This window comes from Streptomyces sp. PA03-5A (assembly GCF_033792725.1).
Classification (GTDB): domain Bacteria; phylum Actinomycetota; class Actinomycetes; order Streptomycetales; family Streptomycetaceae; genus Actinacidiphila.
Window position 1 is genome coordinate 183,026 of sequence record NZ_JARAVL010000012.1, and the last position, 12,778, is coordinate 195,803.

Annotated in this window: 10 protein-coding genes; 4 read left to right on the top strand and 6 right to left on the bottom strand. The window is 73.6% G+C overall.

The window, feature by feature from the left end:
- The 4 genes from PV410_RS17390 to PV410_RS17405 all read right to left on the bottom strand — a co-directional run.
- On the bottom strand, positions 1–3,583 hold a 3,583-nt coding region (locus tag PV410_RS17390; protein ID WP_500325490.1), incomplete at its 3' end, for a beta-ketoacyl synthase N-terminal-like domain-containing protein.
- 36 nt (positions 3,584–3,619) lie between these two features.
- The gene (locus PV410_RS17395) at positions 3,620–4,513 is read right to left on the bottom strand and encodes a thioesterase domain-containing protein (protein ID WP_500325492.1); all 894 of its coding nucleotides are present in this window, start codon (positions 4,511–4,513) and stop codon (positions 3,620–3,622) included.
- Positions 4,497–4,763: an acyl carrier protein gene (locus tag PV410_RS17400; RefSeq protein WP_499513958.1), complete on the bottom strand. Its 267-nt coding sequence runs from the start codon at positions 4,761–4,763 to the stop codon at positions 4,497–4,499. Before PV410_RS17400 ends, PV410_RS17395 begins: the two co-directional genes overlap by 17 nt.
- A 15-nt stretch (positions 4,764–4,778) precedes the next feature.
- On the bottom strand, positions 4,779–6,071 hold the full coding sequence (locus PV410_RS17405; protein ID WP_500325494.1) for an NAD(P)/FAD-dependent oxidoreductase: 1,293 nt from the start codon (positions 6,069–6,071) through the stop codon (positions 4,779–4,781).
- Between the two features lie 412 nt (positions 6,072–6,483).
- Here PV410_RS17405 and PV410_RS17410 point away from each other — a divergent pair, with 412 nt between their 5' ends.
- Positions 6,484–6,891 (top strand): antibiotic biosynthesis monooxygenase, encoded by a 408-nt coding sequence (locus PV410_RS17410; RefSeq protein ID WP_500325496.1) that lies wholly within the window; start codon positions 6,484–6,486, stop codon positions 6,889–6,891.
- Complete coding sequence (locus PV410_RS17415) at positions 6,888–8,426, top strand: MFS transporter (protein ID WP_500325498.1); 1,539 nt, start codon at positions 6,888–6,890, stop codon at positions 8,424–8,426. Before PV410_RS17410 ends, PV410_RS17415 begins: the two co-directional genes overlap by 4 nt.
- Positions 8,427–8,490: 64 nt before the next feature.
- On the opposite strand, the gene PV410_RS17420 is transcribed toward PV410_RS17415, so the two are convergent.
- Positions 8,491–9,480, bottom strand: a complete 990-nt coding sequence (locus tag PV410_RS17420) for an alpha/beta fold hydrolase (protein ID WP_500325500.1) — start codon at positions 9,478–9,480, stop codon at positions 8,491–8,493.
- 283 nt (positions 9,481–9,763) lie between these two features.
- On the opposite strand from PV410_RS17420, the gene PV410_RS17425 reads away from it, so the two are divergent.
- Positions 9,764–10,798, top strand: a complete 1,035-nt coding sequence (locus PV410_RS17425; protein ID WP_500325502.1) for an ATP-grasp domain-containing protein — start codon at positions 9,764–9,766, stop codon at positions 10,796–10,798.
- 47 nt (positions 10,799–10,845) lie between these two features.
- The gene (locus PV410_RS17430; RefSeq protein ID WP_499513952.1) at positions 10,846–11,286 is read left to right on the top strand and encodes an SRPBCC family protein; all 441 of its coding nucleotides are present in this window, start codon (positions 10,846–10,848) and stop codon (positions 11,284–11,286) included.
- A gap of 296 nt (positions 11,287–11,582) precedes the next feature.
- Here PV410_RS17430 and PV410_RS17435 read toward each other — a convergent pair whose 3' ends face one another.
- Positions 11,583–12,770, bottom strand: a complete 1,188-nt coding sequence (locus tag PV410_RS17435; RefSeq protein WP_500325504.1) for a transglycosylase family protein — start codon at positions 12,768–12,770, stop codon at positions 11,583–11,585.
- Positions 12,771–12,778: the final 8 nt, after the last annotated feature.

Genomic DNA, 12,778 nt, shown 5'->3' on the forward strand with positions numbered 1-12,778 from the left:
TCTCCGCCACCACCTCAAGCAACGCCACCAACACCGCAGTATCGGCAACAGCGGGAGCAGCCTCAGAGGCAGGGGCAGGGGCAGGGGCAGGGGCAGGGGCTTCCACGGGTGCCGGCGCAGCGACACCACCGAGGAACCCGGCGATGTCGTCCAACGTCCGCAGCTCACCCAGCCGCTCCGGATCGATGTCCCCCGACACCGGGAAACGCTCCTGCAGCGCCCCCATGATCTGCACCCGCTTGATCGAGTCAATGCCCAGATCGGCTTCCAGATCCATCCCCGGCTCCAGCATCTCCGCCGGATAACCCGTCTTCTCCGCCACCACCTCAAGCAACGCCTCCAACACCGCAGTGTCGGCAACAACAGGAGCAGGCGCGGGCGCAACGGTCTCCACAGGGGTGACCTCGGGCACGGTCTGGGGCGCGGGCGCGGCCGGCGCGGGCGCGGCGTCGCCGCGGAGGGTGTCGATCAGCAGGCGCGTCGCGCGCTCGTGGGCGGTGGTGATGGAGCTGCCGTGCTGCTCGATGAGCCGCAGTGCGGCGTCCGTGTCGGGGTGGCCGCCCGCGCGGACGGTCCGTTCCAGGGACGTGATCGCCTCGCGGACGGTCGCGACGTGGGCGTCCAGGATCTCGGCCTGGAGCCCCAGGCCCTCACGGACGACGTCGCCCAGCGCGTCGGACGGCGTCGCCTCCGGAGCCGCGGCGGGCTCCGCCCTGCGCGGCGCGACGGTGACACCCGGCTCCGACAGGGCCTTCGCGTACGCCTCGCGCCGTGCGTCGGAGACGTAGTTGACGCCGCGCAGCGGGATCGTGAGCCCCTTGCGGACGGGTGCGTCCGGGAGCGGCTCGGCGTGGTCGTCGATGCCGGTGACCGGGAGGCCGAGGACGGCCAGTTCGACGGCGGCCCGCTTCAGCGAGATCTCGCCGTCCTTGCTGGGCCCGCCGTCGACCGCGACGCAGACCACGTCGCCGCGCCCGTCGAGGATGCGGTCGATGAGGTCGGACAGCACGCGTTTGGGCCCGAACTCGACGAAGACGCGGTAGCCGTCGGCGTACATCTCCTCGATGCGGGTCTGGAACGCGACGGGCTGCAGCAACTGCTCGACGAGCGTGTCGCGGTTGGCGTCGGCGTCCGTGCCGTACGCGGCGCCCGGGGTGTTGGCGTAGACGGGGATGCTCGGCGCCCCGAGGCCGACGCGGTCGACGGCCTCGCGGAAGGCCTCGGCGGCGTGGGCGACGAAGCGGGTGTGGAAGGCGGCGGAGACCGGGAGCCGCTTGGCGGGGATCTTGCGGGCGGCGACATCGGCGACGAGGCGGTCGATCTCGGCGGTGGGGCCGCCGACGACGACCTGGCCGGGAGCGTTGATGTTGCAGATGGCGACACTGCGGTAGGTGGCGACGAGCCCCTGCACCTCACCGAGTTCGGCGCGTATCGCGGCCATGGCGCCCGGGTCGAAGTCGGCGGCGGCCGCGCGTGGCGGGGCCATGGCCAGGCCGCGGGCGCGGGCCAGTTCGGCGAAGCCGTCGTCGTCGAGGGCGCCGGCCGCCCACAGGGCGGTGAGCTCGCCGAAGGAGTGGCCGACGGCCCCGTCGGGGGCGAATCCGAGCTCGCGGAACCAGGCGAACTGCCCGGCCGACAGGGCGCCGATGGCGGGCTGCGCGAAGTCGGTGCGGCGCAGCGCCTCCTCCTGGGCCGCACGCGTGGCGTCGTCGAAGGCGGGCGGCGGGAAGACGACCCGGCCGAGGGTCTGCGGGCCGGTGCTGATGCGGTTGGCCCTGTCGTACGCGGCGAGGACGGGCGGCAGGGCGAGGGCGGCCCGGCGGCCCATGCCGACGTACTGGCTGCCCTGCCCGGCGAAGACGGCGGCCGTCTTCGTCCCGGACGGGAGCCCGGCGCGGCGGTAGGTGATGCCCTTGGGGTGCTGCCAGGAGGACGCCTCGGGCTTGGCGCGCAGCAGCTCCACGGCCGCGGCCCGCAGTTCCTCGAACTGGGCGTCGTCGCGGGCGACGATGCCGAGCCGCGCGTCGCCCGTGGGCACCCGGCCGGCCGGGTCGGGGGCGGCGCCCTGCTCCAGGCGGCGGGCGAGCGCCTCGGGGTCGGCGGCGTGCCACAGGCCGGTGCGGGCCACCGGGCCGAGCACCGTGCGGGCCGCGGCGGGGTCGTGCTCCTCCAGCACCATGTGGAAGTTGGTGCCGCCGAAGCCGAAGGAGGAGACCGCGGCGCGCCGCTTGTCGCGTGAGGGGTCCAGGACCCAGGGGCGTGCCTGGGGGCTGACGTAGAAGGGGGTGCGCACGGGGTCGACGGCATCGCTGGGCCGGTCGACGTTGATGGTGGGCGGCAGCACCTTCTGGTGCAGGGAGAGCGCCAGCTTGATGAGGCCCGCCGCGCCCGCGGCGGCCTTGGTGTGCCCGATCTGGGACTTGACGCTGCCGATGGCGGCGTAGCCGAGCTGACCGGAGCCGGGCTGCTCCGTGACGAACGACCCGAGGGCGGACAGCTCGGTGTGGTCGCCCACCGCCGTGCCGGTGCCGTGGGCCTCGAAGAGCTCCACGGAGCCGGCGGGCACGGCCGCGTCCTCGTAGGCGCGCCGCAGCGCGAGCTGCTGGCCCTCGGCGCGCGGGGCGTAGATGGACTTGAAGCGGCCGTCGCTGGAGGTGCCGATGCCGCGCAGCACGGCGTAGACCCGGTCGCCGTCGCGCTCGGCGTCGGCGAGCCGCTTGAGGGCGAGCATGCCGATGCCCTCGCCGATCAGCGTGCCGTCGGCGGACTCGTCGAACGGCTTGATGACCTGGCTCTTGGAGAATGCCGGGGTCTTGCTGAAGCACATGTACATGAGGATCGTGTTCTCGGCGTCGCAGCCGCCGGTGATCATCAGGTCGGCGCGGCCCTCGATCAGCTCGCTGACGGCGAGCTTGACGGCGGCCAGCGAGCTGGCGCAGGCGGCGTCGACGGTGCAGTTGGTGCCGCCGAGGTCGAAGCGGTTGGCGATGCGCCCGGCGACGACGTTGCCGAGCATGCCGGGGAAGGAGTTCTCCTCCCACGGGACGTACGCCTTCTTGAAGCGGCGGGCGATCTCCTCGGCGTCGGCCTCGCTCAGTCCGACGCTGCGCACGACCTCCTTCAGCACGGGCGTCTGCAGGCGCGCGGAGAGCGGCTGGGTGAGGGAGTTGGCGCCGGTGACGCCGAGGATGACGCCGGTCCGGCTCGCGTCGTACCAGTCCGCGCCGTCCGTGCCCGCGTCGCGCAGCACGTCGCGCGCGACGGTCAGCGACAGCAGCTGCAGGATGTCGGTGACCTCCAGGGTGTTCGGGGGCAGGCCGAACTCCATGGGGTTGAAGGCGACCTCCGGCAGGAAACCGCCGCGCCGGGCGTAGGTCTTGTCCTCGGCGGCGGGGTCCGGGTCGTAGTGGTCGTCCACGTTCCAGTGGCTCGCGGGGACGTCCTCGATGCAGTCGCGGGCGTCCACGATGTTGTGCCAGAACTCGCGCAGGTCGCGCGACTTGGGGAACAGGCCGGCCAACCCGACGATGGCGATCGGTGTCTCGGCCAGACGTGAGTGATGCACGACGGTCCTCTCGGTCATGGGCGCCGGGTGGCGGGGGCGCGGATCCACGAGTGCTCAGGCGACGGCCGGGTCGGCCAGCAGTCCGGCGAGCACGGCGACGGCGGTGGGTTCCCCGAGCATCGTGTAGTGGTCGCCGGGGACGCCCAGCTGCCGCACGGGGCGGGTGCTGAGCCGGCTCCAGCCGAGGTCACCGCGGTCCGGGAGCAGGGAGCGCTCCGGCTTGACGAGGGTGACCGTGCGGTCGAGCGGAGCGGGTTCGTACGGTGCGGTGCAGCGGTTGTTGCGCAGCAGCCCACCGTGGTACGCGGCGTAGAGCTTGCGCAGCCCGGCCAGTTCGGTGCCTGGGGGCAGTACGCCCTGGGCGGTGGCCGCGGCAAGCAGCGCGGGCAGGCCCTCGTCGGTGTCGGCGACCGGCGGGACGCGCAGGACGACCGGGCGGCCGCGCTTGGCGCCGAGGTACATGGCGAACCAGTCGAGGAGCATCGCGGGGTCCAGCAGTTCGTCGGCGCGCTTGAAGGCGGGGACGGGGGCGATGCTGTCGAGCAGGACGAGTTCCTCCAGCCGGGCGCCCTGTCCCGCGGCGTCGAGCCGGGCGGCGATCTCGAACCCGACGACGCCGCCGAAGGACCAGCCGACCAGGGAGAACGCCGCGTCCGCGGGCGCGGAGGCGGTGAGTTCGGACAGGCAGCGCTCCGCCAGGCCGGCGATGGAGACCGTGTCCGCGGCCGCGTCCGGGTCGAGGGCGGCGGCGAAGAACTCCGGGATGGTGCCGAGGTCGAGCAGCCACAGCGCGGTGTCCGCGGGCAGCCGGTCGGCGAGCGGCTGCCACGCCGTGGGCGCCAGTGCACCCGGGTGGACGGCGTAGAGCCGGCGGGCCGCCCCGCCGGCCGGTTCGCGCAGCGGCGTGAGGACCGGGCGGGGGGCGGTACGGTCAGGCCGCTGCGACATGGCGGGCGTTCTCCTCGGCGATGTGCTCCGACAGCGCGGCGATGGTGGGGTGGTACCAGAGCGCGGTCGCCTCCAGCTCGAAGCCGAGCCACTTCTCCAGCTCGCCGGCGAGGATCAGCGCCTCGGTGGAGTCGAGGTCGAACTCGTCGAAGTAGCGGTCGACGTCGATCTGGGCCGGCTCGACCTCCAGCCGGACCGCGAGCTTCTCGACCAGCCAGGCCTGCGCTTCCTCGGCGGTGACACGCTGCATGGGGATTCCCTCACTTCACTTCTTGATGTCGCGGGCGATGGACTCGGCGGCCTTGAGCCCGGAGACGTACCCGGCCTCGTGGGAGCCGATCAGGTCGTGGCCGATCCTGGGCGAGTGGAAGTACGAGCCGGCGAGCTTGATCCGGCCGGTGTCGTTGACGGCGTAGATGGTGCGCTGCATGGAGCGCACGTCCAGGTCGATCACCGGGTGGGTGAACGGCAGCTCGCGGATGACCAGTTCGTCGCGGGGGACGACCGGGCAGTCGAGGGTGACGAAGTAGTCCTCGCGGGCGGTGAAGCCCTGCAGGGAGTTCATGTAGTACGCGACCCAGGTGCGGGTGCGGCCGTCGACGGTCTTCAGGCCGTAGTTCCAGCTCTGCCAGCGGGCGCGCTCCGGCGGCATGCCCGACGGGTCGGTGTGCAGGACGGCCCGGGTGGAGCTGTACCGGACCTTGCCGAGGATGTCGGCCTGCAGCGCGGTCGGCCGCTCCAGCATCGCCAGGGTCTGGTCGGCGTGCGAGGCGAGCACCGCGTAGTCGTAGCGCTCCTCGCCGTCGGCGGTGCCGATGACGACGCCGCCGTCCGGGCCCGCCTCCTCCCGGACCCTGGTGACCGGGCTGCCGGTGCGGACCGTGCCGTTGACCGCGGCGACGACCCGGCGGACGTACTCGACGCTGCCACCGGAGACGGTCTTCCACGCCACCGAGCGGCCGCCGAGGCCGCCCGGGTCGTGCGACATGAAGAAGGCGATGACGGTGGTGGCCGGCATCTCCCAGATGAGCTCGGCCGGCACCGACCAGACGGCGGTGGCGAGCAGCACCACGTAGCCGTACTTGAAGGCGTCGGAGTAGCCGCCCCGGTCCAGGTACTCGCCGAGGGCCATGTCGGTGCGCTTGCGCAGGAAGTCGCGGGGGGCCTCGCGGTGGAAGCGCTCGGCGTCCCGCCACAGCGGCAGGAAGTCAGCCGGGTAGCGCCGCGCGATCTCCTCCTCGGTGAGCTCGAACTCGGCAGTGCCGTAGTCGAGTCCGCGGTCGAGGTCGAAGAAGTCGAAGCCGCCGGTGTGGTCCAGGGCCGTGGCGCCGATCTCCTGGAAGAAGGCGCTCAGCTGCGGGTACGTCCGGGAGTTGAAGACCACGAAGGCGGTGTCGATCCCGATGGTGCGGCCGTCCTCCTCCACCTCGACGGTCAGGGCGTGGCCGCCGGGCCGGTCCTCCTTCTCGTAGACGGTGACTTCGACGTCGTCGGGCAGGTGGTACGCGGCGGACAGGCCGGATATGCCGGCCCCGACGACAGCGACACGGGTGGTCATGACAGGCAGCCCCTCGGCTCGAGCAGTTCTCAGGAACCGGTCGCGTTGGGCGACGGCGGCTGGAGCGCAGAGGGCTGGGACCTCTGAAGGCGTGAAGTCGTCCGTGTCCCGCGCGGATCGGCGCGGCGGGCGGCGCACTGGGAACGTAGGGCGGCCCGGGCCGGAGGGTCAAACACCGCATCATCGACGGTTTCCGGCCCATCGGGGCCGCCGATGCGCCCCGTCCCGGGTGTCCGGATCGGTGCCCGGGGGGCACCGGGGGCGCGAACAGGCCAACTGCCGCGCGGACCGGCCTATCGGCCTCCCGGAGGTGTCCGGAAGGCCCGCGGGAGGGACTCATGTGGGTGGCGGGGGTTCCCGCCGTGACGGCGCGCACCGGCCGCGCACCCGTACCGAAGAGGAGAGAGCTGCCATGCCCACCATTCCCTGGATGCCCGGGGCCGCCGCCAAGGAGTCCGCCGGCTCCGGTGAGGCCGTGGTCATGGCCTCCAAGCTCCAAGTGAAGTCGCTGCTGAGCGTGCCCCGTTTCTTCCTGCTGTCGCTGGTGGTGTGGAAGCAGGTGCGGTCGGCGCCCGGCGTGGTCGGTGCCTCGCTGCGGGCGGAGCCGCTGAAGAGGACCTTCTGGACGCTGTCGGCGTGGCGGGACCAGGAGGCGCTGGACGCCTTCGCCCGCACCGACCCGCACGCGCGGATCGTGGCGCGGCTGCGGAAGGTGATGGACCGCTCGGTGTTCGTCTTCTACCCCACCGCCCGCGACGCCCTGCCCGTCGCCTGGGACGACGCCACCCGGCGCCTGGCGGAGAAGGAGCGCGCCCAGTGAGCACCGTGACGGGCGCAGCGTCCGCGCAGGCGCCGCAGAAGCCGGTGATCCCGCGCGGCCGGCTGGTGCTGCTCGCCGCCTGCCTCGGGCTGTTCATGTCGTTCATCGAGGTGACGGCGGCGATCTCCACGCTGCGCGCCTTGCAGGTCGACATGCAGGTCGCCCCCGCCGACCTGAGCTGGGTGTCCAGCACCTACACCCTGGTGGTGGCCGCGTGCGTGCTGTCGGGCGGCGCGCTCGGCGAACGCTACGGGCGGCGGCGGGTGTTCCTGACCGGCGTGGTCGCGCTGGCGGCCGGCTCGCTGGTCGTGGCCACCGCCGGCGGCTTCCCGCAGGTGCTGGTGGGGCGGGCGGTCAGCGGTGTCGGCGGGGCGCTGGTGCTGCCCACCTCGCTGGCGATCATCACCACCACCTTCTTCGTCGACCTGCCGCGCATGCTGCGCTCCATCACGGTGTGGGTGTCGGTGTCCGGACTCGGCCTGGCCCTCGGGCCGCTGCTCGGCGGCGCCCTGCTCGACCGCTTCGACTGGCCCGCGGTCTACCTGGTCAACACCCCGCTGGCGGTGGTCACGGTGGCCGTCACGCTGTACGCGGTGCGCGAGTCGAAGGTGCCCGACCGGCCGCTGGACCTGCCCGGCCAGGGCCTGTCCGTGCTGGGCCTGGGCACGCTGGTGTACGGGATCGCGGTCGGCGGCCGCGCCGGGTACGACGACCCGGTGGTGGTGGCGGCGCTCGCGGTGGGCGTCGTGTCGCTGGTGGCGCTGGTGCTGGTGGAGCGCCGTACGGACGTGCCGATGCTGGACGTGCGCATGATGGGCTCGGTGCGGGTGTCGGCGGCGCTGGTGGTGGCCGCGGCGGCGCTGTTCGCGTTCGTCGGCGTCATCTTCCTGCAGGTGCTGTTCCTGCAGCGGGTGCAGGCCGTGGCGCCGATGGCCACGGGCGTGCGGCTGCTGCCCGCGATGGTCTTCTTCGTGCTGTCCACCCTGGTCGCCCAGCGGATCGCCGGGCGGGTCGGCGCCGCCCGGCTGCTGGCGGCCGGTTCGCTGGTGACGGCCGCCGCCGCCGTGGTGCTGGTGCGGCAGCAGCCGGACAGCGCGTACGCGATCACGGCGGTGGGCCTGGCCCTGGCCGGTCTGGGCAGCGGGCTGGTCGTCGCGCCGTCGACGGCGGCCGCCTTCGCGGTGGTGCAGCCCGCGCAGATGGGTGCCGCGTCGAACGCCGTGACCGCGTTCCGGCAGATCGGTTCGGTGCTGGCGACCTCGGTGCTCGGTGCCGTCCTGGCGGTCCGTTTCATCGGTGCGCTCCCGGAGCGGCTGACGGCCGCCCATGTGCCGCCGCCGGTCGCCGACGCGGTCGTGGCGGTGGCGCGCAGCGGCGGAAGCGGCAGCGGCCGCTCCACACCCGCGGTGACGGACGCGATCGGCGCGTCCTTCACGGTCGGCATCCACACCGGCCTGTGGGTCGTCGCCGGGGTGTCCTTCGCGGCGGCCGTGCTGGCCGCGGTGTTCCTGGCCCGCAAGCCGGCCGCGGCGTAGCGCGGACCCGGGCCCGCTGACGGCACACGGCGCGGTGGGGGCGGCGCCCCCACCGCGCCGCCGGTCAGCGGCGGAAGCGCCGCACCGCCGCGACGAGCACCGCGCCGGCCACGAGGGCGACGCTCGCGACGCCGCCCACGCTGGTGAGGACCTCGTCCCGGGGGCCGGTGTCGGCGAGTGCGGGACCGCCTTCGGAACCGGACGCGGTGCTGTCGGCGGCCTCGCGGATCATGCGCACGACGGCGTCGGGGTGGGAGAGCATCGCGACGTGCGAGGAGTCGACCTCGACGGTGTGCGAGCCCGCGCGCTTGGCCTCGAAGCGTTCGAGGGCCGGGTTGATGGCGTGGTCGGCGGAGGCGACCAGCGCCCACGAGGGGATGGTCCGCCACGCTGCGCCGGGCGCCTTGTCGGTGAACGCCCGCAGGGCGATGGGCCGTTGCTCGGCGGACATCAGCCGGGTCGCCGCCACGGGCAGGTCCGCGGCGAAGACCTTGCGGAAGACGGAGTCGCGGATGTAGATGTCCGTGCCGCTGCCCGACCCGTCCCGGTACGGCACGGGACGCTGCGCCGAGGCGAGGTCGCTCGGTGCGAACTTGGCCGAGAGCGCGCCCAGGGTCTCCCCCGCGTCCGGCATGAACGCCGAGACGTAGACCAGTGCCTTGACGTTCGGGTTGCCCGCCGCGGCACCGCTGATCACCGCGCCGCCGTAGGAGTGGCCCGCGAGCACGATCGGGCCGTCGATGCTCTTCAGCACACTGGCCACGTAGGTGGAGTCGCCGACCAGGCCCCGTAGCGGGTTGGCGGGGGCGACGACCTTGTAGCCGGCGTTCTCGAGGCGCTCGACGACCGGGCTCCAGCTCGACGCGTCGGCGAAGGCGCCGTGCACCAGCACCACGGTCGGCCGGGCACCGCGGCCCGCGGCGGCGCCGTCGGCGACCGACGAGGCGAGGGCGGGGGCGGCGGCGAGCGCCGTCGAGGCGAGGGCCGCGACGAGCGCTCCCGCGCGGGCTATGTGGCGTCGGTGCAGCGGAGCGGGGGAGGACGGCCCAGCCATGCTGTTCTCTCTTCCGGCCGGAGGGGCTGCTGTCGCCTCCCAGCCTTGGCCCGCCGCGGCCGTCCCGCTCGTTCCCGGGGGACGGACGAGTGACGGCGGGTCGTCCGCCCTTCGCGTGGGCTCCGCGGACGTGAAACACCGGCGTCATCGAACACGGATATGATCCGCCTCACACAAGATCCCGGACGGCCGGAAAAGGTGCGCTCCCGCATGCCTTCCTGCCGCGCCGCATGCATGAGGGGAGCGTCCGATAGCCCTCCGAATATGGCTCAGCAGCGCGGGGGTGGCCACCACCCAGGTGATGCGGATGCTGCGCGGCAACCCCGACTCCGTGGACGTCCGCGTCTACGGGAGCAATGTCGATCCCTCGGCACCCGCCCTGGCCGCCTGCGACGTGGCCGAGGTGGAGCCCCGCCACGTCGGCGACGACGCGTACGCCGAATTCGCCCTCGACTTCTGCCGCAGGCACGGCATCGACGTCCTCGTCCCGCCGCGCCGGCTGACCGCGCTCGCCGGGCGGGCCGGCGACTTCGCCGCCGCGGGGACCCGGCTGATGTGCTCGCCACCGGCCTCGGTCAAGGTGCTGACCAGCAAGAGCCGTACGTACCAGGAGGCGCTCGCCGCCGGCATCCCCGTGCCGCCGTGGCGGGTGGTCCGGGACGCCGACGGCCTGCGGGACGCGGTGGACGAGCTCGCCGCGACCGGCGAGACCGTCTGCATCAAGCCCGCCGGCGAGTACTCGGCCTTCGGCTTCCGCATCCTGGAAGACCGGCCGATGGACATCCGTGACCTGCTCGCCCCCGCCAGGCCGATGGCCTCGGTCGAGGCGGTCGCCCAGGCGATGAAGCGGGCCGCCGACGAGGGCGAGCACGTGCCCAGCATGATCGTCATGCCGTACCTGGAGGGCCCCGAGGTCAGCGTCGACTGCCTGTCCGCCCCGGGCGGGGAACTGCTCGCCGCGATCCCCCGGGCCAAGGAGGGCCGCTACCGGCTCCTGCTGGACGACCCCGCCATCACGGAGATCGCCCGTCGCCTCGTCAGGCACTTCGGCCTCGCCTACCTCTCCAATGTGCAGCTGCGCCACCGCAAGGGCGAGCCCGTGCTCCTGGAGGCGAACCCGCGCCCCTCCGCCGGGATCTTCCAGACCGCCTTCACCGGCGTGAACCTGCCCTGGGCCGCCGTCCGCCTACTCACCCAGGGCGACGCCGGGCTCCGCGCCGCCCCCCGCCTCGGCGGCCGCGTCGCCGTAACGGAAGCGGTCACCGAGGTCCCAAACGTCCCTCGCCTCCCAGACGTCCCGGAGGTCAACGTGGCGTGAGCCGGGGCCGGGGGGCACGCTGGAGGGAGGAAGGCAGGTGGCAGCTCATGAGCAGACTCGAAGAGCAGATCGACCTGAACGTGCCGACCGAGGTGGCGTGGCAGCACCTGCACCGCCTGGAGGAGTACCCGCAGTTCGTCGCGGGTGTCCGGGAGGCCGGCGCCACCGGGGACGGCAAGGCCCGGCTCGGCGTGTCGGGGACCGGTGGCGGCTTGCTCGACGCGGAGTTCTCCGACCGCACCAAGGCCCGGAGCGACACCCGGGAGATGACCTGGCGCACCAGCGGCGGTGCCGAGATCACCGGGACGTGCTCGGTCCTCCCGATCGACGAGCAGCACAGCCGCGTCCAGGTGCGCATGGAGTACGACCCCGCCGAGATCCGCGACGCCTTCGGCGGCCCCAAGGGCTTCGCCCAGGTCAGCGCGATCGAGCGCACGGTCCGTGACGACCTCGAACGCTTCAAGGACCTCGTCGAGCGCGAGCACTAGCCGGCACTGCGCGCGGTCCGTGCGGCCCGCCGCGCACGGACCGCGACGGGCCGCAAGCGTGTGCCGCTGGGCCGTGTCGTCACATGCCCTCCCCCAACCTTCGGCCCGGGGGTGGCCCCACCCCGCGACGCTCCCCCAGCCGGCGCTGGGAGGTGCCCCAGGCACGGCACTCCCCCAGCCTTCGGCCCGGGGGAGTCGTCGAATCGTCCGAGTAGCCCACTACGAGGACGACTCTCCGCCTTGCGATGCACCGCACCTGGGGGCACCTCCCAGCGGAGCCGGTGTGACGACACGACCTAGAGGCGGACCCCGTGCCGCCGCAGGTAGGCGACCGGGTTGACGTCGGAGCCGTAGCCCTCGCCGGTGCGCACCTCGAAGTGCAGGTGCGGGCCGGTGGTGTTGCCCGTGGAGCCCGAGCGGCCGACCTGGCGGCCGGCGGCCACGGTCTGGCCGGTCCGTACGGTCAGCGAGGACAGGTGGCCGTACTGGGTGTACATGCCGTCGTGGTGCCGGATCACGACCTGGTAGCCGTAGGCGCCGCCCCAGCCGGCCTCGACGACCGTGCCCGCGGCGACCGCCTTGACGGAGGTGCCGGTGGGCACGGCGAAGTCCTGGCCGGTGTGGTAACCGCTGGCCCAGTGGGATCCGCTGCGGTGGTACGGGGTGCCGAGCGCTCCGCCGACCGGTGCGACGAAGGTCCGCGCGGCGGAGGCGGGCGCGGCGTGCCGCTCGGCGGGCTTGGCGGTCTTCGCGGGCTTGGCGGGCTTGCCGGGCTTGGCGGGCTTGGCGGGCTTGGATGCCTTGGCCGGCTTGGGGTCCTTCGCGGGCTCCGCTCCCGGCACGGACAGTTCCTGTCCGGGGAGGATGAGGTCGGGGTCGGCTCCGACGACCCGGCGGTTCACGGCGTAGAGCCGCTGCCAGCCGCCGTGGACGTCCTGCTCGTCGGCGATCCCGGAGAGCGTGTCCCCGCTGACGACCGTGTAGGAGTCGTCCCGCGCCGCGGGGGCACGGTCCGTCCCGGGCTTCTCCTGGCGTTCGGTCTTCTTCGCCGGGGCCGCCGCACGTCGCGGCGGGTCCTGCGCCTGCGGTCCGCCCCGGGTGAGCCCGGCGCGCTGCGAGCAGACGGGCCACGCCCCGGGACCCTGCCCGTCCAGGACCCGTTCGGCTATCGCGATCTGCTCGGACCTGGTCGCCAGGTCGGCCCGGGCGGCGAACTTCCCACCGCCGTAGGCCTTCCACGTCGACTGGGCGAACTGCAGCCCGCCGTAGTAGCCGTTGCCGGTGTTGATGTGCCAGCGGCCGCTGCTCTCGCACTGGGCGACCTTGTCCCACGTGCCGGTCGTGGCCGCGCCCGCGCCCGTGGCCGCGACCAGCGGCAGCGCGAGTCCCGCTCCGGAGGCGGCGGTGACGGCGACCGACACCGGCGAGAGCCGGCTCGGCGGCTGGGGTCTGCGGTGGCGACCGCGCACGGGCCGTACGGGCATGGGGGGAC

Bases quoted from the DNA above. Each gene is read 5' to 3' on its own strand.
- PV410_RS17395 (WP_500325492.1), bottom strand. From the start codon at position 4,513: ATGTCGCAGCGGCCTGACCGTACCGCCCCCCGCCCGGTCCTCACGCCG.
- PV410_RS17400 (WP_499513958.1), bottom strand. From the start codon at position 4,763: ATGCAGCGTGTCACCGCCGAGGAAGCGCAGGCCTGGCTGGTCGAGAAG.
- PV410_RS17405 (WP_500325494.1), bottom strand. From the start codon at position 6,071: ATGACCACCCGTGTCGCTGTCGTCGGGGCCGGCATATCCGGCCTGTCC.
- PV410_RS17410 (WP_500325496.1), top strand. From the start codon at position 6,484: ATGCCCACCATTCCCTGGATGCCCGGGGCCGCCGCCAAGGAGTCCGCC.
- PV410_RS17420 (WP_500325500.1), bottom strand. From the start codon at position 9,480: ATGGCTGGGCCGTCCTCCCCCGCTCCGCTGCACCGACGCCACATAGCC.
- PV410_RS17430 (WP_499513952.1), top strand. From the start codon at position 10,846: ATGAGCAGACTCGAAGAGCAGATCGACCTGAACGTGCCGACCGAGGTG.
- PV410_RS17435 (WP_500325504.1), bottom strand. From the start codon at position 12,770: ATGCCCGTACGGCCCGTGCGCGGTCGCCACCGCAGACCCCAGCCGCCG.